Below are 18,970 nucleotides of genomic sequence, written 5' to 3'. Positions count from 1 at the left end.
TAGAAGCGGAATACCGCCGGCACATATCGATCAATGATCGCAACAAGGGGAACTGCAAGATGATGGATATGACAAGACGGCAAACCCTTGCCGGAATGGGGGTACTCGCTGCGGCAGGCCTCATGGGCCTGCCCGCGCGGGCTCAAACGAAAACGCTGGTCGTGCCGACGCTCGGCGGCGTCTGGGAGCAATACTGGCGCTCGACCGTGGCGCCGGCCTTCACCAAGCAGAGTGGCGCAGCCGTGACGCTCGATGTCGGCAACGGCCGTGTCTGGGGCGCGAACCTGCGTGCCGCAGGCGTCGCCAAGCCGCCCTATTCGATCGTGATGACCAACGAGGTTTTCGCATCGGGCCTGCGCAAGGAGGGCTTTTTCGAAAAACTCGACCTCTCCAAGCTGCCGAACTATGCCGACCTCTATCCGCTTGCCAAGAAGACTGATGGCTGGGGTGCGATCGGCGCCGTATCGCCGATCGGCATCGGCTATCGTACCGACCTTGTGAAAACGCCGCCGAAAAGCTGGAAGGACCTCTGGAACAATCCGGAATTCAAGGGGCGGATCGGCCTCTACAATTTCGCCAACAGTGCCGGCAAGATGGAACTCCTGCTGTTCTCCAAGATCTTCGGCAAAGACCAGTACGACGTCGACGCGGGCTTCGCCGCGCTCGAAAAGCTGGGCTCCGTCATCCAGGTCGATTTCAACCTCTCCACCGGCCTTGCCTCCGGCGAAATCGTGGTCGCTCCTTTTGACTTCGGTGAAATCGCCCGCCTGAAGAAGCAGGGGCTACCGGTCGACTGCATCATTCCGGAGGAAGGCATGATCATGTTCGACCAGACGATCAACATCCTCGCCAACGCGCCCGAAAAGGAACTGGCCTATCATTATGCCAACTTCCTGTTGTCGCCGGAGGTGCAGGGCATGATGGCCAAGGAATTTTTCATCTCGCCGACCAATTCCAAGGTGGTGATCCCGGCAGAACTCAAGGCCGATGTGCCGATCTCCGGTGCGGACATGGACAAGATCCTCACCTGGGACTGGAATTTCGTCAACGAAAAGCAGGGCGAGCTTTCCGAGCGCTGGGCCAAGACGCTCAAGTGATTTTCCCCCGCTGCGATCATGGCTTGCCTCCGTGGCGGGCCATGATCGGCTTTTTCGGGTTTCTTGGCGAATTGAAAGTGAAGTTTCATGACAGAGGTTAGCATCGAAAAGCTGACCAAGGACTACGGGCAGGGGCCTGCGGTCAACGGCATTTCCATCAGGATCGCGGAAGGCGAATTCATCTCGCTGCTCGGCCCCTCCGGCTGCGGCAAGACAACGACGCTGAAGATGATCGCCGGGTTCGAGGATGCGACCGAGGGTGCGATCCGTTTCGACGGGCGCGACGTGGTGCATGTGCCGGTCGAAAAGCGTGACATCGGCATGGTCTTCCAGAACTACGCGCTTTTCCCGCACATGACAGTGGAGAAGAACCTCGCCTTCGGGCTGGAGATGCGGAAGATCTCCAAGGCGGAAATCCGCGAACGCATCACAAAGGTCCTGGACATGGTGCAGCTTGCGGGCTACGCGGAACGCTATCCGCGCCAGCTTTCCGGCGGCCAGCAGCAACGCGTGGCACTTGCGCGTGCACTGGTCATCGAACCGAAGATCCTCCTGCTCGACGAACCGCTCGCCAATCTGGATGCCAAGCTGCGCGAAGAGATGCGCGTCTTCATCCGCGACCTGCAACGCCGCGTCGGCATCACCACCGTCTACGTCACCCATGATCAGGCGGAGGCGATGACCATGTCGGACCGCGTCGTCGTGATGTTCGGCGGGCGCATCGCGCAGATCGGCACGCCGTCGGACATCTATGAGCGGCCCTCCAATCTGGAAGTGGCTGAATTCGTCGGCCAGGTGAACATCATCCGCGGCAAGGTGGGCAGCGGAACGATTTCGACCCCCTTCGGGAACTTGCCTGCTGCCGGCGCCTATGCCGACGGCACGGAGATCATGCTGGCGCTGAGGCCGGAAGCGGTCGAGCTTCTGCCCGTCAACTCCGGCACATCCGGCGTGCCGGCAAAGGTCCGGTCGAGCTATTATTCTGGAAGCCTTGTCGACTACCGGCTGGACCTTGCGGATGGCGCGACCGTCAACGTCCAGACCTTTCCGCGCACCCGGTTTGCCGATGGCGACGAGGTGCTAATCCATGCACCGGTCGACCGATTCTGGCCGCTTGGGCCAATACGCGGGACTGAAGCATGAACGTCGCTGCGAAGAAACGCTTCGGGCCGTTGCTTTTGATCGCACCCGCCGCGATCCTTATCGGCGTCTTTCTCGTTCTGCCCTATCTCAATATCGTGGTGATGAGCTTCCGCATGCCGGGGCAGGGGACGCCTTACGGGCCGGGCTTCACACTCGTCAACTACGGCAAGTTCTTCTCGGATATCTTTTATATCCAGCAGGTGGCCAATACGCTCTGGATCGGCTTCGTGACGACGCTGGCATGCCTGATCCTCGGCTATCCGGTGGCCTGGCAGCTTGCCCGCGGCAATTCGGCGTTTCGGGCCATGGGTTATGGCCTCGTGCTTTCGCCGCTGCTTGTCGGCATCGTCATCCGCAGCTACGGCTGGACGATCCTGCTCGGAAACAACGGCCTCATCAACCGCACGCTGATGGGCTGGGGCATCATCGACGGGCCGCTGCCGCTGATGTACAACGCGCTTGGTATCGTCATCGCGCTGGTGCATGTCTTCCTGCCTTTCATGATCCTGCCGATCATGAGCGCCATCCAGGGCATCGATCCGTCGCTCGAAGCCGCGGCCCGTTCGCTGGGAGCCTCGAAGGCTACGGCCTTCCGGCGCATCACCCTGCCGCTGTCGCTGCCAGGCATCCAGGCCGGCTCGATCCTCGTTTTCGTGCTGTCGCTCAGCGCCTATGTGACGCCGTCGCTGATCGGCGGCTTGCGGGTCAAGACCATGGCCGTGACGGTGGTGGACGCTTTGATCGACACCTTCCAGTGGCCGTTCGGCTCTGCGCTGGCGCTAATGCTGTCGGTGACCGGCGCGATCGTCGTGGTGGTCTTCGGGCGGCTGACAGTCATGAAGTGGAAGGCCTGAACCGATGTCGAAACCCTTCTTCACCGTCTATTGCCTGATCATCTACGCCTTCCTGCTGACGCCGATCGCGGTCGTTGTCATCGCCTCTTTCAATGCCGGCGCTTTCCTCACCTTCCCGCCGCAGGGCCTGTCCTTCCGCTGGTACGTGGTCTTCTTCAACAACGAGGTGTTCATGCGGGCGATCCGCACCTCGCTGTGGATCGCGGCCGTCACGATGGTGATCTCAGGCATCATCGGCACGACGGCGGCGATATTCTACGTCCAGTATTCCGGCCGGCTAAAGGAGGCGGTGCGCATCGCCATGCTGGCGCCGCTGCTCCTGCCGGAAGTGCTGACGGCGATCGCGCTGCTCTTCTTCGTCTATTCGATCGGCATCGGCACGCAGACCATGTTCGGCATGATCATCGGCCATGTCCTGATCACGCTGCCCTTCGTCTTCATCAACGTCTCGGCCTCGATGGAAAGTTACGATCCTTCCTGGAGCATGGCGGCACAGAGCCTCGGCGCAGGACGGTTCACGCGGTTCCGGCGCATCATGCTGCCGCTTATCAAGCCGGGCGTCATCGGGGGGTGCCTGTTCGCCTTCATCATCTCCTTCGATATCTTCACCATTTCCTTCATGCTGAAGAATGTCGGAACGTCGACGCTACCGATCCAGCTCTTCGATTATCTCAGGACCAACTTCACACCGGAGGCGGCCGCCGTCTCAACCTGCTCGATCGTGCTGACGCTGATCGTCGTGGTGATTTCGGAAAAGATGTTGGGACTGAGACTTCACCGCTTCTAAGCTAGCCGATACTCGAGGATCGGCGCTCTCTCATTTCCTCTGTTGCAAAGCCGCCGCACACTTTTGTGCGGCATGCTTCACGACAATTTTGATTCCGATCGCTCTGGGGCTTTCGCCGCCGTAAAACGTACTGTAGTGTATACATCACGAGGCTTTGGGAAGAGCCGGCCTGCGTATCAGGAACCCTGACGGGATCCCGGGCGTGATGGGGAAAAGCATAGCAGCCGCCTGCATTTCACAAGTTGATCGTGCGGGTGGTGGCCGATAGGGAGGATCAGGCCGTATGCAGCAGCTTGCCGAGTCGATGACGGCTGGCCAGGACGCGCTTCTGGATATCCAGAACCTGACCCTGTCATTGCGTGACCAGCAGGGTTGGGTCGAAGTTCTCAACAATATTTCGCTTTCGGTGAAGCCGAAGGAGATTCTCGGCGTGGTCGGTGAGAGCGGCTGCGGCAAGTCGATGACTGCACTCTCTATCCTCCGGCTCTTACCGCCGCGCGACTCCCGCCTGGGCGGCAAGATCATGTTCGGCGGCCAGAACCTCGTTTCCTGTCCGGAATCGCAGATGAATCGCATTCGCGGGCGGCACATCAGCATGATTTTCCAGGAGCCGATGAGCGCTCTCGATCCGGTATTCACCGTTGGCTACCAGATTGAGGAAACCCTTCGACGGCACTTCAAACTCGACCGCAGGGAGGCAGCGGAGCGCGCCGTCGCGGCGCTTGATTCGGTCGGCATCGCGTCGCCACGTCATGTCGCGGCACTCTATCCGATGAACCTTTCGGGCGGCATGCGCCAGCGCGTGATGATCGCCATGGCACTGGTCTGCGAGCCGCGCTTGCTCATCGCCGACGAGCCGACCACAGCCCTCGACGTGACGATCCAGGCGCAGATCATGGACCTGCTTTTAGGCCTTGCCGACCGCACAGGCACCGCAATCATGTTCATCACCCACAATCTCGGGCTGGTCGCACAGAGTTGCCATCGGATGGTGACAATGTATGCAGGACAGGTCGTCGAGAGCGGTCCGGTAAAGGACGTCATCGCCGGTCCCCGCCACCCTTATACGGCCGGGCTTCTGCAATCGATACCTGACAGCAACCGCCCACGCGGCACCCTGCCTTCGATCGCCGGCCGTGTCCCTTCGCTGCGTCACATGCCGAAAGGTTGCCGTTTCGGACCGCGCTGCACCTTTTCCGCCCAGCCTTGCGGACTCTCCCAGAGCATCGAAAACACCGGCCGAAGGGAAGTGCGCTGCAATCGTTGGGAAGAACTCGAATTGGAGAGGGTCGAAGCATGAACGAAGTCGTTTCGTCCGGCCAGACGGCCCTCAAGGCCGACAACCTGCATGTCAGCTTCGGCAATGCACGACGCGGCTCTCTTATCCGCGCCGTCGATGGCGTCAGCTTCAGCGTGCGCAAGGGCGAGATTTTTGGCGTGATCGGCGAGTCGGGTTCCGGCAAATCGACGCTCGGGCGCTGTCTTGTCGGTCTGCTCAGCCCAAGCGGCGGCGGAGTGCTGCATGGTGACGTCGACCCGTTCAAGTTTTCCCGCCGCGAGCTCAACCGGCACCGGCGAAAGTACCAGATCGTTTCGCAGGATCCGAATGCGGCCTTCGATCCGCGCATGACCATCCTTCAGAGCGTCTGCGAACCGGCGGACATAGCTGGCGAGGGGACGAAGGCGGAGCGACGCAAAAAGGCCTTTGCGATGCTGGATCGGGTGGCACTGTCGCCGGAGCTCGCCAACCGCTATCCGCATGAGATTTCCGGCGGCCAGAAGCAGCGTGCCAACATCGCGCGGGCGCTGATGCTCGATCCGACCGTGATCGTGTGCGACGAGGTGGTCGCGGCGCTCGACGTGTCGATCCAGGCCGACATGCTCAATCTCTTCTCCCGGCTGCAGGAGCAGCTCGGTCTCACCTATGTGTTCATCAGCCATGATCTGAGAGTGGTCAGCCACATCAGCGATCGCGTGGCGGTGATGTATTTCGGCAAGATCGTGGAATTCGGTCCTGCCCATGCCGTGATCGACACTCCGCTGCATCCCTATACGGAAGCACTGCGATCGGCAGAACCTGAGGTCAATCCCGCTGCAGCCGAAGCTCGGCAGAGAATCATCCTTCAGGGCGAGATACCGAGCGCGATCTCGCCGCCGAGCGGCTGCCGCTTTCATACACGCTGTCCGCGTGTGCGGGACATCTGTCGCACGCAGGAGCCCCAGCAGCGCGAGTTGCTGCCCGGACGCCATGTCGCATGCCATTTCGCCGAGGAGATGCTCGGGGAAAAGGAGAGGAGAGGTCTTGGTCCTGCGGGACGGAACGGCGCGGACCGAGGTGCTGCTGCCACGCAGATGCCGACGTGATGGAATGCTGATGTAGTGGCCAGGCACGGCCGGTCATGGATGATGGAGGAGAAGACGTGACCACTAGTCTATTTGGAAAGATGCCGGATCTTACCCGTCGCTCGCTGCTGGCCGGAACAGCCGCCGCAGGCGGCCTGGCCCTGTTGCCGGCAATGGCGCGCGCTCAGGAAGCGCAGCCAAGGTCGGGCGGGACGCTCCGGGCCGTAATCCCGTTCAACCCCGCCGCGCTCGATCCGCTGACGGGTCGCAACAACCCTGATTTCAATACTCTTTTGATGATGTTCGATGCGCTGATCGGTTTTGATCCGCAAACGCTCGAACTTCAGCCGATGCTCGCGACGTCGTGGAAGTTCACGGATCCCACCACGCTGGTTCTGGAACTTCGCCAGGGCGTCGAGTTCCACGACGGCACGCCGTTCAACGCCGAAGCGGTCGTCTTCCACCTCAAGCGCGGTATGGAATACGATCGTTCGAACGTGAAATCGGATCTTGCGGTCGTCAAGCAGGTCGAGGCCACCGGCCCGTACCAGGTTTCGATCGCGCTGAAGTATCCGGATGCCACGCTCCCCTCGGTCCTGACCGACCGCGCCGGTCTTATCGTGTCGCCTGCTTCGGTCAAGGCCGCGGCTGACGGCAATGTCGACCGCGCGCCGGTCGGCACCGGGCCGTTCAAGTTCGTGGAATGGCAGGACAACACGATCATCAAGGTCACGAAGAACTCGAACTATTGGGGAGAAGCGCCTTATCTGGACGGGATCGATGTCCGCATCGTCAACGAGTTCAACACGGCTGTCCGCACGGTAACGGCAGGTGAGTCCGACATCGTCCTCAACATGAGCGCGCAGCAGATGGCCGTGGCCAAGCGCGACCCTAACCTGGTCGCTGAAGCCACGCCGTCGATGATCTACTACACGGCCTTCCTGAATTATGGCCAGGGACCGCTGGCGGACGTACGTGTTCGCCAGGCAATGAACTGGGCGCTCGACCGGCCGGTGTTGAACAAGGTCCTCTGGGGCGGCCTAGGCGGCGGGCATTGCAGCATGTTCCCGTCGGGCTTCTGGGCGAATGATCCCGCGACTGAAAACTTCTATACGAGGGATCTCGACCGTGCGAAGTCCCTCCTGAAAGAAGCGGGTTTCGCAAACGGCATCCAGATCGACACGTTCACCTGGGCGGACCAGGCCGCAGTCCAGCGTCAGGAGGTTCTGAGTGCCCAGCTTGCCGAGGCGGGCATCCGGCTGAAGGTCACTCCGGCACAGCCGGCGCAGACGATGCAGTATTTTCTGACGGAGAAAAAGGGTCACATGCTGCTGACCCCGACGGGCGGCCTTCCCGATCCGGCAACCGCCTACGATCGTCAGTTTTCCGCAACGGCCTACCGCAACGCGGCCAAGACCGAATTGCCGGGCTATCGTGAACTGATGGATGAGGCCATGAGCACGTTCGATAACGCGAAACGCCAGCAGGTTCTCTACAAGATGCAGCGTTTCGTACTGGAGAATGCGCTTCACCTGCCGCAGTTCTCGTCGGCCGGCATCATCGTGCGCACGCCGAAGGTACACGGCTTCAATTTCAGCCTGTTGCAGCGCCCGCGCTTCCATAAAGTATGGATGGAGGCGTGAACCTCGGCAATACGACATCCCCACGCGGCGGCTTCGGGGTGTTGCGCGAAACTTGGACGGAGCGGGTTTGCAGGCCCGCTCCGCATCGGCGTCAATTGCGGATCGACGGAGTGTAAATGATGGACGGTGTCCTCGGGATGGTTGCGCGAAGGCTGATGCAGCTTTTGCCCGTGATGATCGTGGCGACCTTCGTGGTGTTCTCCCTCGTCTATCTAATGCCGGGCGATCCGGCCGTCATGATTGCGGGCGATTACGCGACGGCCGAACGTATCGCGGAAATCCGCCACATCTACGGCTTCGACCGACCGATGCTCGTGCAGTATTTCGCCTGGCTGGGGAGTGTTTTGAAGGGTGATCTCGGCCACTCGCTCTTTTCCAACGAAGAGGTTCTGCGGCTGATCTTCACGCGCTTGCCGCATACGATCCTGCTGGTTGTCTATGCGCTGGTCCTGGGCGCATTGATCGGCATCCCGCTCGGCATTCTCGCCGCCACGCGCCAGGGCACCACCCTCGACAAGATCATTACCAGCGTCGCCTCGCTCGGTGTCGCCGTTCCCAATTTCTGGCTCGGCATCATTCTGGTCACGCTGTTTTCGCTTGGCTATCGCTGGTTTCCCGCCACGGGTGCGGTTTCCTTCTTCGAAAAGCCGTTGGAAGCTCTCTACTACGCGACCCTTCCGGCGGTGGCGCTCTCGACCGGCGTCGTTGCCGTCCTGGCGAGACAGGTCCGCAGTGCGCTGCTCGAAGTGCTCGGCTCGCAATATATCCGCACCCTGCGCGCCAAGGGGCTAAGTTCGCGCTCGATCCTGTGGAAGCACGGGCTTCGAAACGTGTCGGCAACGATGCTGACCATTGCCGGCCTGCAGGTGAACCGGCTGTTTTCCAGCGCCGTCATCATCGAGGCGGTCTTCGCCGTTCCCGGTGTCGGCAATCTCATCAGCTATTCGGCACTTAACAAGGATTTCCCCGTCGTGCAGGGCGTGGCGCTCGTGCTCGTGCTGGTGGTGATCTTCACCAACCTTCTGGTCGATGTGCTGAACGCGACCTTTGATCCCAGAGTGGCGGCTTCGACATGACTGATGCGAACATGACTGCAATCACTGAAAGTCGTGCCGAACCGGCAACCCGGTCGACCCTTCCGCCCCCCAACCGCTTCCGGTTCTGGGCGTGGCTGTGGTCAGACAAGCGCGCGCTGATAAGCCTTCTTTATCTCTCGCTTCTCGTGTTGGCAGCGATCTTCGCGCCGCTGGTAGCGCCCTATCCGCCCAACGAGCAGAACCTGATGGACCTCCTGATGCCGCCGAGCGCCGAACATTGGCTGGGCACGGACGACCTCGGCCGGGACACGCTGAGCCGACTGATGTACGGCTCCTACAACGCGCTCTACGCCGCAAGCCTTGCCGTCGGCATCGGGGTTGCAATCGGTGTTCCGCTCGGGGTTTTCATCGGCTTCGTCGGCGGCTGGATCGACGAGCTCGGCAGCCGTATCATCGACGGCGTCCTCGCTTTTCCGCCGATCGTGCTCGCCGTTGCGGTCACCGGCGCGCTCGGCATCGGTCTTACCAATGCGATGATCGCGGTCGGCTTCGCCTTTGCGCCGGTGCTCGCCCGGACGATGCGGGCGCAGACCCTGGTGGTGAAGAACGCGCTCTACGTGGAGGCGGCAACCGGCTTCGGCGCCTCGCGTCTGCACCTGATCCTCCGCCACATCCTGCCCAATGCGATCCAGCCTGTGATCGTCGAGATTACCCTGATGCTGGCGGTGGCGCTCCTGGCGGAGGCGGGCCTGAGCTTCCTCTCGCTCGGCGTCCAGCCGCCGGAGTCGAGCTGGGGCGGCATGCTGGCGCGTGCCTATCACTATGTGGAAGTGGCGCCGGCGCAGATGTATGCACCGGGTTTCGCCATCCTCTTCACGGCGCTCGCGTTCAACACGCTCGGCGAGTCGATCCGCGTGCTTCTCGACCCGACAATCAAGCGGCGGTGAACGTTCTCTCTAAGGCCAGACAGTAAACGGCCCGGCCTTGCGACCGGGCCGTTTACTGTTGTTGGCTGATGCCGCGTCGAGATCAGGCGTTCTGGTCGAGCCATACGCGGTGGAATCGCGGCGAATGCAGCCGGTCGTAATGCCAGTCCTGGACCTTCTTGTTGCGGATCGACATGGCCGCCGACGTGACCAGTGGCAAGTGCAGCGCCTGCTCCACGACGAAGCGCTGCAGGGCGGCGAAGGCGGCCTTGCGCTCTCCGGCATCGGCCGAGGCGCCTGTCGCATCCAAGAGTTTGCGGAATTGCGGATCTTCCACTTTGCCTGCGTTGAACTGGCCGCTCGCACCGAAAAGCCGCTCATAGGTCTGGCTCGGATCGAGCCAACCGCCCTGCGGATTGAGGATCATCGAACCCTTGCCCTCGATATAGAAGAACTGGTTCACCACCTGAGGAGGCGAGGGCGTGACCTTGAGGCGGATGCCGACTTGCGAAAGCTGGTTGCCGACCAGTTCGAGGCGCTGGATCGACGTCTGGTCCGGCCAGCTCCAGGTTTCGACTTCGAGGCCGTTCGGATATCCGGCCTCCGCCAGCAGTTTGCGGGCCTTTTCCGGATCGTGCTGGTAGAAATTCGCCGTGCCGGCATCGACTGCCCAGAAGTCCTTCGGGAACATCGTCGAGGTCGGCTGCCCCAGGCCAAGCATCAGAACCTTGTTCAGTTCCTCCCGATTGATGGCGTAGTTCATCGCCTGCCGGACCCTGATGTCGTTGAGCGGCGGCTTGGCGAAGTTCATCATCAGCGTGAAGAAGATCATCGAAGGATTGGCCTCGGCGGTGAGATCCGGCATGCGGCGTGCGGTGGCGATCTGCTGCGCGGCCATGTTGAGCGCCAGATCGGTCTCGCCGGCAGTCACCGTGCGGGCGGCCGTGTTCAGTTCGTTGATGATGCGGAAGTCGATGCCGTCGAGATAGGGCAGGCCCTTCTGCCAGTAGTCGGGGTTCCTGGCGACCTTGATGAGCGTATTGTCCTGCCATTCAACGAACTTGAACGGTCCGGTGCCGACAGGATTGCGGTCGACATTGCCGTTGGCCGCAGCCTGGATGGAAGCGGGTGACACTATGCAGCCGACGCGCCCCGTCAGGATTGTCGGCAGCGAGTAGTTCGGCTGCTTGAGCTTTATCGTCACCTGGCCCGAGCCGGTGGCTGCTACTGATGCGACCGAGACCAGGTCCGACTTCACGTTGGAGCGCGGATCGTTCATCGAACGGTCGAGATTGAACTTCACGGCTTCGGCGGTGAACGGTGTTCCGTCATGGAATTTCACACCGTCGACAAGGTTGAGCACGAGCGTCTTAGGATCGGTGAAGGTCCAGTCCTTCGCCAGCATCGGCTTGAGTTCGAGCGTGGCCGGATCGAACGCGATCAGTGCGTCGAATATCGCATACAGCGCATTGAAGTCGGGCACGTTGCGCCCGGTGATCGGGTCGAGTGCGGCCGGATTGAACGGCATCGCAATGCGCAGCGTGCCGCCCGGGCTGGGCTGTGACGCTTGAGCGAACGTCCGTCCAGGCAACAGCATCGCGCCGCCCAGCACTGCACTGGACGCAAGAAGCGTCCTTCGATTGATCCCGCTGCCGTTGATGATGGACGATCTTGCGTCCTGCTGCTTGCTCATCTCCTGGGCTCCTCCCCATGAAACAGATTGATGAAATAGATAGATGTCAGGCAGGCATGCGTGCATACATGATTGTCGCTTGGCCGGCTTCCTCCTCCGACTCTGCAGCACTCTGCCGATCGCAAATCTACAACAGCACCTTTCCTGTGTATACTTTTTGCGTGAAGTTTTGACGCAAACAGCTTCCTTCCGACGGGGGCGTGTGCCATGATTATACGGGAGGCTGCGATGGCATTGCCGGTCGCAGGAAATGGAGGAGTGAAGCATGGGCGCGTTCGAGCGTTCCCGGACCTACGACTATATCATCGTGGGCGGCGGCACTGCAGGCTGCGTGCTCGCCAACCGCTTGTCGGCCGATCCGTCAGTTGAGGTGCTGATGATCGAAGGCGGCGGTGAGGGGCGTGGCTTCTATGTCGACATGCCGCTCGGTCTCGCCTTCCTGATCGGCAGGCCGCAATACGACTGGCTCTATAAGGGCGAGCCCGAGCCCTATCTCGAAGGGCGCCGGATGCCCTTGCCGCGCGGCAAGATGCTCGGCGGCAGTTCCGCCATCAACGGCCTGATCTATGTGCGCGGCCATGCCTACGACTACAATCAGTGGGCGCAACTTGGCAATCGCGGCTGGTCGTGGGAGAGCGTATTGCCCTATTTCAAGCGTTCCGAAGCTTTCCATCACCCGAGTTCGGAGGCGCATGGCACGGAAGGTGAATGGTCGGTTTCGGATCCCAACGTGCGGTGGGAAGCCCTGGTCGCCTATCGCCAGGCGGCGATTGAGCAGGGTATTCCAGCCTCGGACGACTACAATTCCGGCGACAACGAAGGTGTCGCCTTCTTCGTCGCCACCATCAAGAATGGCGTGCGTCACTCCACCGCGCGGGCCTTTCTCCAGCCGATCCGCCACCGCCGCAACCTGACCGTTGTCACCAATGCGCTCGTCGACCGCGTGACCTTCGACGGCAGGCGCGCGAGCGGCATCACCTTCAGCATCGATGGACAGAGCCAGGAGGCGAAGGCCGGGCGGGACGTCATTTTGTCGGCGGGAGCTTATGGTTCTCCGGCCATACTCGAGCGATCGGGCGTCGGTTCGCCGGACGTGCTGTCAGACGCCGGCATCGAGGTGCTGCACGGCCTGCCGGGCGTCGGCGAAAATCTGCAGGACCACTGGCATATCCGGGTGCAGCATCGCCTCCACAACACCCATACGCTCAATACCCGTGGCGGGACGCGCCTCGGCCGAATGCTGCTCGGCATGCAGTATCTTGCGACAAAGAGGGGACCGCTCGGCGGGTCGCCGACGCTGCTCGGCGCCTTCATCAAGACTTCGCCGGATGCGCCGGCTCCCGATATCCAGATCCACGTTTCAGGTTCCACGTCGCCCAGTTTCGGCGGTGCGATGCATCCGTTTCCGGGAATTACCTCGTCGGTATGCATCCTCAGGCCCGAGAGCCGTGGCCATTGCCATGTCGCGGATAGGGATCCTTCGGTCCAGCCGCGCATCCTGCATAATTTCCTGAAGGAGGAGGCGGACCGGGAGATTGTCATACGCTCGGTCGAGGCGGTCCGGCGCATTGTCGCCAGCTCGGCCATGGATCGTTTCGAGCCGGAGGAAATCCTGCCGACCGCTGCCGTGCAGTCGCGGGACGAACTGCTCGACTATGCGCGCCGGACCGTCAACACCACCTTCCATCCCGTCGGCACCTGCAAGATGGGCCGCGATCGTATGGCGGTGGTGGATGACCGGCTGCGGGTCCACGGTCTCTCCGGCCTGCGCGTCGTCGATGCCTCGATCATGCCCACCATTGTATCAGGCAATACCCAGGCCCCGACCGTCATGATTGCCGAGAAGGCGGCGGATTTCATCCGGGAAGAAAGAACGGGAGTGCAGGCTGCATGAACATGTCCAGAGTACAGACTGCCGGCGCGATCGACTGCGACGTCCATCCTCCGACGCCGCGCCGCGCGGACCTGCTTCCCTATCTCGATGACTATTGGACAGAGATCGTCACATCGCGCGAAGTCGACGTGCTGGAACTGATGGGCTATCCGGAGCGCACCCGCCCCTACATGCGGCCCGGCTGGGAGTGGACCGACGATCCGCTCACGCAGATGCAGAAGAACCTGCTCGATCCGCTCGGCCTCGAATGCGCCATCCTCAACGTCGTATCGGGTGCGCATGCGCTCTTCGACCCCTATCTCGCGGCCGCGATCTGCCGTGCCACCAACGACTGGCTCGCCGACAAGTGGCTCGATCGTGATCACCGGCTGAGGGCGTCCATGCTGGTGCCGCTCCAGAATGTCGAAGCCGCTGTCGAAGAGATCGAACGGAGGGCCGGCGACAAGCGCTTCGTGCAGATCCTGACGCTTGCCATGACCGAGCTTCCGCTCGGCCGCCGCACCTACTGGCCGATCTACGAGGCGGCTGAAAGACACGGGCTTCCGATCGGCATTCACGCGGGCTCGAATTTCCGCCATGCGCCCAGTCACAGCGGCTTCCATTCCTTCCTGATCGAGGACCATGTCGTGCAGCCACAGGGCTTCTCGACCCAGGTCGCGAGCCTGATTGCCGAAGGGGTCTTCACCAAATATCCGAACCTGAAGACGGTGCTGATCGAATCCGGCGTCACCTGGATGCCGGCCCTGATGTGGCGCATGGGCAAGGATTGGCGCGGCACGCGCATCGAGGTGCCGTGGGTCAAGGATGCTCCCGGCGATATTATCCGCCGGCATGTCCGTATGACATCGCAGCCTTTTGACGGGCCGGACGATATCGAAGACGTGGCCAAATCGCTCGACCATCTGCTGAGCGATGATATGCTGCTGTTTTCCTCGGACTACCCGCACTGGCATTACGAAGGAATGGACGTGCTGCCGGAGGGCTTGCCGGAAGCCAAGTTGAACAAAATTCTCCGCGACAACGTTCTTGCTACATATCCGAGGCTTGGAGATTGATCATGGAAACTCCCGTACTCGAACGTGCCGAGGACAAGGCCCAGGCGCTTGGCGTGGTGGACTGCGACGTGCATCCGGCCTTTTCCCGGCCAGACCAACTCACCGATTATCTACCTGAACGTTGGAAGACCCATATACGTGATTATGCCGTTCGCTCGGCAAACCCGCTCTACGGCACGCTGCCCTATCCGCGCATGACGCCGGGAAACGGCATGCGCCGGGATTCCTGGCCGCCGAACGGTGGTCCGCCGGCTTCCGACCTCGCCTTCCTGCGGGAGCAGCTGCTCGACCAGTGCAATATCGATTACGGCATCCTGCAGCCGCTCGCCGCCGGCAGCATGGCCTTCAACCAGGAGCTCGGCGCGGCGCTATGTGCAGCCTTGAACGACTGGCAGATCGACAAATGGGCGGGGCCGGAGCCGCGCCTGAAAGCCTCCATCTGCATCGCTCAGGAAGATGCGAAGGAAGCAGTCGCCGAAATCGACCGGCGCGTCACCGACCGCCGTTTCGCGCAGATCGCCATGCCGCCACGCACGATGGAGCCATGCGGCCGCCGCCGCTACTGGCCAATCTACGAGGCGGCCGAGCACTACGGCCTGCCGATCGGGCTCCATACCAGCGCCTTCGGTTACCGCCCGAACACACCGTCCGGCTGGACCTCCTTCTATCTGGAGGAGCACTATGCGGCTTCCAACAGCCTTCAGACCGTGCTGACCAGCATGATCCTCGAAGGCGTGTTCGAACAGTTCCCGAAGCTGAAGATCGTGCTCGTCGAAGGCGGCTTCTCCTGGCTGCCGTCGCTCGTCTGGCGTCTCGATCGCGAATGGAAGCGCATAAAGAGCGAGGTGCCGCATGTGAAGCGCAAGCCATCGGAATATGTGCGCGAGAATTTCTGGTACACGACGCAGCCGATCGAGGAGCCGGAAAACAACCGGCATCTTCTCGATATCCTGCGCTGGATCGGTGTGGATCGGCTGATGTTCTCGACAGACTACCCGCACTGGGATTTCGACGATCCGCGCTATGCCTTCAAAGTGCCGCTGACGCCGGCAGAACGTTCTGCCATTTTCCGCGACAACGCCGTGAAGCTGTTTGGCCTGCAGTAAGCACCACGCAGAATAACCATCCGGGGCAGAGCACCCCATGCCGTGCGCTGACGATGCCGGAGCCGCGAAACTGCAACATGTCCTCCTTCAGGCTTTTGCGGGGGACGCATCCGGCAGGCAAAAAAGAAATCCTCCTCTGATTTCAAGAGGAAGGTCACTTAGACAGCTCTGCTTCGTCCACGTCTGATTTCCGGCATTTATCCTGACGGTGTCATCGGGCAGGGAGCCGGGTCGCGAACCGGTTCATCCACGGGGGGAGATCCGGCGTCCGGTGATGGTCGTTCCACGGCAGGGGACGCGCCGTCAGGGCGCCAACCACCGGAAGACGAGGTTTCCATCCCGGAAACCGCTTCTCCGGAAAAGCCAAAGCGATCGGGCAGGCGGACGAGCCTGACATCAATATCACCTTATACCAACTGCCTGCCCATCCCACATGGACCGGGCCGCGGCGGAGTTTTCCTCCGCAGCGGGCATTCGTGCTGCGTGCAGATGGAGACAGCACAGTTCCCCGAAGGAAATTTTGCACACGCGTACATTTTGTCATCCGGGTGTTATGAGGCGCCTCTAAACCGGCCTCGTTGTGATGATCTTCAGCGCTTCTTCAGACCCAAGGGACGACGGTCGCTTGAGGCCCGGGGAGGCAGCCAATTCACTCTTCGGGGAGTTAACCGATGACTGTTCTTCCGATCCTGAAATCCGCCACGCTCGCAGCCGTGCTGCTTGCTTCGACCGCTGTTTTCGCATCCGCCAGGGATGTCACCATTTCCGTCTGGTCCGGCGGTTCCGGCCCAAACGACAACTACCGCACGGATGCCTTCGACATCGCTGCCGATATTCTCGAACGCGAAGCCGCCATCCGCGGCGAGGAGCTCAACATCATTATCCAGAAGACTCCCTACAACGGCTGGGAAGACTTCAAGCAGGCCCTGACGCTTGCCGCCGAAGCCAAGAAGGCGCCCAACATCGTCGCCACCGGTCATGAGGACATCGGCCCCTGGGCCCAGTCCGGCCTCATAGTTCCGGTCGAGGACTTCATCGACCTCGATAGCTGGCCGATCAGCGACATCTATCCGAATCTGATGGAGATCGGCTCCTTCAACGGCGCCGTTTATGGCATTCCACAGGACGCCGAATCCCGTCCGATGTTCTTCTGGAAGCCATACATGAAGGCGATCGGCTATACCGATGCCGATATCGACGCGCTGCCGGTAAAGGTCGAGAAGGGTGAGTATACGCTCAAGAACGTGCTCGAAGACGCCAAGAAAATGCAGGACAAGGGCCTCGTGCAGGCCGGCTACGGTTTCTATCCCCGCACCAACAACGGCCCGGATTACTGGCAGTTCTACACGTCCTTCGGTGGCGTGATGGAAGAAGAAGGCAAGCTCGTTTTCGACAAGGCCGCCATGAAGCGTACCTACCAATATTTCGCCGACCTCGTGAAAGCCGGCGTCACCAAGAAGAACCATATCGGCATGCCGGGCGACCAGTGGTGGAAGGAAGTCGCCACCGGCAAGGCCGGCATCTGGCACGGCGGCACCTGGCACTATGCCCGCCTCGTCAACCAGGAAGGCCTCAAGGATTTCTTCGGCAACGTCCAGTTTACGCTGATCCCGGCTGGTGAAGGCGGCAAGGCCAATACGCTTACCCATCCGCTCGTCTATCTGCTGACATCAGGCCATACCGAAGAAGAAACGCAGATCGCCGCCGATCTCATCAAGATCGCATCCGAGCCGCGTATCAACGCGCTGCATGCGATCAAGTCGGCCCATCTCGGCATCTCACCGTCCGAAACCAAGGTCGACCTCTATGCCGGGGACCGCTGGGCCTTTGAAGCCACCGAGCGCCTTCTGCCGCATGCCAACGCCATGCCGAACAATGCGGATTTCGGCAAATACTGGACGATCATGTGGAAGAACTTCGAAGCATCCTGGACCGGCGCCAAGACGGCCGATGCCGCGGTTAATGATGCCGAAAACGAGCTAAAGTCGACGCTCGGCTACGCGATCATCATCCGCTGATTGAAGGCGCACGCTGAAACGGCAGGCGGCGTTTCGCTCCGCCGCCTGCATCCTGTACCGGGGTTTTTCCATGAGAACGTCACGAACGCTCGGGATGATGATGATCGCGCCCGCGGCTATCATGATCTTCCTCTTCTTCCTGATGCCGGTGGGTCTCACCGCCATTTTCGCCATGACCAGTATGAGCACCGCGACCGGCATTTCCGGCGGTGTATGGCAGGTCACGCAAGGTGCGGTGAACCGGTTGGAGGGCGACATGCCGGCGCTTGCGGAAGGTATTGCCCAACCGCGCTTCGTGGTCGATGAGGAAGGCCTTGCCGCACTCGAAGCCCTAAAGCTGAAGCCGGGCTACGTGATCGAATTGCGCGCCGAGCACGTGGGCGAGGTCTTTCCGTCGCGGCGCGAGGCCGAGCGTGTCATCAAGGCGCTGAAAGACCGACCTTCGACCCGCGAGGTCAAGCAGATTTCCGATCTCTTCAACCGCTCCGTCCTCAATACCCGCTTCGAGAGCCGCGAGGCGCTGGTCAGAAGTCTGGAGAAACTCGGTTTCAAGTTGACGCCGGAAGAACGGGACAAGGTGGCAACCGCCACCTATACCGGCTGGGTCTGGACGACCGACAATTTCCGGATGATCGGCAACTCGCCGGACATGGCGCAGATATTCCTGAATACCGCCTTCTATGTCGCGGTAACGCTGCTGCTGTTCAATGTCAGCTACGCGCTGTTCCTGGCGGTCACCACCCATTACATGCCGCCGACGACGGCATCCGTCTTCCGCGCCATCTGGCTTTTGCCACGCATCACGCCGGTCGTCATCTATGTGCTGATGTGGAAATGGCTCACCTGGGACAACGGCTTCCTCTCGCTGTTGATGGGCCAGTTCGGCGTGCCGCCGAAGAACTACCTGCTCGACAACAGCTATAATGCCTGGTTCTTCGTGATCCTGATCAATGGCTTCATCGGCGCGTCGATGGGCATGCTGGTCTTCTCGTCGGCCATCAAGGCGATCCCCGAGACCCAATTCCATGCGAGCGAGGTGGACGGCGCCAGCCGCTGGCAGCAGATCCGCTACATCATCCTGCCGCAACTCCGCTGGCCGATCCTGTTCGTCACCTGCTACCAAACGTTGTCGCTACTCGCCTCATTCCAGGAAATTCACCTCTCGACCCGCGGCGGGCCGGGGAAGGCGACCGAGGTCTGGTCCCTCGCCGCCTTCCACACCGCCCTCAACAACTATACCGGCAACCTGGAATACGGGCTGGGCGCTGCCATGGCGCTGGTGCTGGTCGTGGTAGGGCTCGTCCTGTCGCTCATCTACCTGCGCGTCTTCCGCTACGATACGCTGATTTCCAAGCCGCTGATCGAGGATTGACA

The 18,970-nt window shown here is 61.2% G+C and carries 15 protein-coding genes; 14 read left to right on the top strand and 1 reads right to left on the bottom strand.

The window, feature by feature from the left end; translation table 11 throughout:
- Nucleotides 1–68: 68 nt before the first annotated feature.
- The 9 genes from J2046_RS12245 (at nucleotide 69) to J2046_RS12205 (ending at nucleotide 9,851) form a co-directional block, all read left to right on the top strand.
- The gene (locus tag J2046_RS12245; protein ID WP_233469716.1) at nucleotides 69–1,097 is read left to right on the top strand and encodes an ABC transporter substrate-binding protein; all 1,029 of its coding nucleotides are present in this window, start codon (nucleotides 69–71) and stop codon (nucleotides 1,095–1,097) included.
- An 87-nt stretch (nucleotides 1,098–1,184) separates the two neighbouring features.
- Nucleotides 1,185–2,240 carry an ABC transporter ATP-binding protein gene (locus J2046_RS12240; protein WP_210052071.1) on the top strand — a complete coding sequence of 352 codons (1,056 nt, stop codon included), beginning with the start codon at nucleotides 1,185–1,187 and terminating at the stop codon, nucleotides 2,238–2,240.
- Nucleotides 2,237–3,094, top strand: a complete 858-nt coding sequence (locus J2046_RS12235) for an ABC transporter permease (RefSeq protein WP_210052069.1) — start codon at nucleotides 2,237–2,239, stop codon at nucleotides 3,092–3,094. Before J2046_RS12240 ends, J2046_RS12235 begins: the two co-directional genes overlap by 4 nt.
- Nucleotides 3,095–3,098: 4 nt before the next feature.
- Nucleotides 3,099–3,881: an ABC transporter permease gene (locus J2046_RS12230; RefSeq protein ID WP_210052067.1), complete on the top strand. Its 783-nt coding sequence runs from the start codon at nucleotides 3,099–3,101 to the stop codon at nucleotides 3,879–3,881.
- Nucleotides 3,882–4,164: 283 nt separating this feature from the next.
- Nucleotides 4,165–5,181, top strand: coding sequence for an ABC transporter ATP-binding protein (locus J2046_RS12225; protein WP_210052066.1), 1,017 nt, complete (start codon nucleotides 4,165–4,167; stop codon nucleotides 5,179–5,181).
- Nucleotides 5,178–6,245 (top strand): ABC transporter ATP-binding protein, encoded by a 1,068-nt coding sequence (locus tag J2046_RS12220; RefSeq protein WP_210052064.1) that lies wholly within the window; start codon nucleotides 5,178–5,180, stop codon nucleotides 6,243–6,245. Before J2046_RS12225 ends, J2046_RS12220 begins: the two co-directional genes overlap by 4 nt.
- A gap of 56 nt (nucleotides 6,246–6,301) precedes the next feature.
- Nucleotides 6,302–7,867, top strand: coding sequence for an ABC transporter substrate-binding protein (locus tag J2046_RS12215; protein ID WP_210052061.1), 1,566 nt, complete (start codon nucleotides 6,302–6,304; stop codon nucleotides 7,865–7,867).
- A 116-nt stretch (nucleotides 7,868–7,983) separates the two neighbouring features.
- Nucleotides 7,984–8,943 (top strand): ABC transporter permease, encoded by a 960-nt coding sequence (locus tag J2046_RS12210; protein ID WP_210052060.1) that lies wholly within the window; start codon nucleotides 7,984–7,986, stop codon nucleotides 8,941–8,943.
- Nucleotides 8,944–8,954: 11 nt separating this feature from the next.
- Nucleotides 8,955–9,851 (top strand): ABC transporter permease, encoded by an 897-nt coding sequence (locus J2046_RS12205; RefSeq protein ID WP_233469715.1) that lies wholly within the window; start codon nucleotides 8,955–8,957, stop codon nucleotides 9,849–9,851.
- Between the two features lie 82 nt (nucleotides 9,852–9,933).
- On the opposite strand, the gene J2046_RS12200 is transcribed toward J2046_RS12205, so the two are convergent.
- Nucleotides 9,934–11,523: an ABC transporter substrate-binding protein gene (locus J2046_RS12200; RefSeq protein WP_210052057.1), complete on the bottom strand. Its 1,590-nt coding sequence runs from the start codon at nucleotides 11,521–11,523 to the stop codon at nucleotides 9,934–9,936.
- A gap of 265 nt (nucleotides 11,524–11,788) precedes the next feature.
- Here J2046_RS12200 and J2046_RS12195 point away from each other — a divergent pair, with 265 nt between their 5' ends.
- The 5 genes from J2046_RS12195 to J2046_RS12175 all read left to right on the top strand — a co-directional run bounded on the left by J2046_RS12195 (nucleotide 11,789) and on the right by J2046_RS12175 (nucleotide 18,968).
- Nucleotides 11,789–13,417, top strand: a complete 1,629-nt coding sequence (locus J2046_RS12195) for a GMC family oxidoreductase (RefSeq protein ID WP_210052055.1) — start codon at nucleotides 11,789–11,791, stop codon at nucleotides 13,415–13,417.
- Entirely contained in the window at nucleotides 13,414–14,472 is a 1,059-nt protein-coding gene (locus J2046_RS12190) for an amidohydrolase family protein (RefSeq protein ID WP_233469714.1), read from the top strand. The genes J2046_RS12195 and J2046_RS12190 overlap by 4 nt, the downstream gene beginning before the upstream one ends.
- 2 nt (nucleotides 14,473–14,474) lie before the next feature.
- Nucleotides 14,475–15,578: an amidohydrolase family protein gene (locus J2046_RS12185; RefSeq protein ID WP_210052053.1), complete on the top strand. Its 1,104-nt coding sequence runs from the start codon at nucleotides 14,475–14,477 to the stop codon at nucleotides 15,576–15,578.
- A 671-nt stretch (nucleotides 15,579–16,249) separates the two neighbouring features.
- A complete protein-coding gene (locus tag J2046_RS12180; RefSeq protein ID WP_210052052.1) occupies nucleotides 16,250–17,596 on the top strand; it encodes an extracellular solute-binding protein in 1,347 nt (448 codons plus the stop codon).
- A 70-nt stretch (nucleotides 17,597–17,666) separates the two neighbouring features.
- Nucleotides 17,667–18,968: a carbohydrate ABC transporter permease gene (locus J2046_RS12175; RefSeq protein WP_210052050.1), complete on the top strand. Its 1,302-nt coding sequence runs from the start codon at nucleotides 17,667–17,669 to the stop codon at nucleotides 18,966–18,968.
- Nucleotides 18,969–18,970: the final 2 nt, after the last annotated feature.

This window comes from Neorhizobium petrolearium, from assembly GCF_017873175.1.
Taxonomy (GTDB): domain Bacteria; phylum Pseudomonadota; class Alphaproteobacteria; order Rhizobiales; family Rhizobiaceae; genus Neorhizobium; species Neorhizobium petrolearium.
This window is presented reverse-complemented; position numbering and strand designations above follow the sequence as displayed.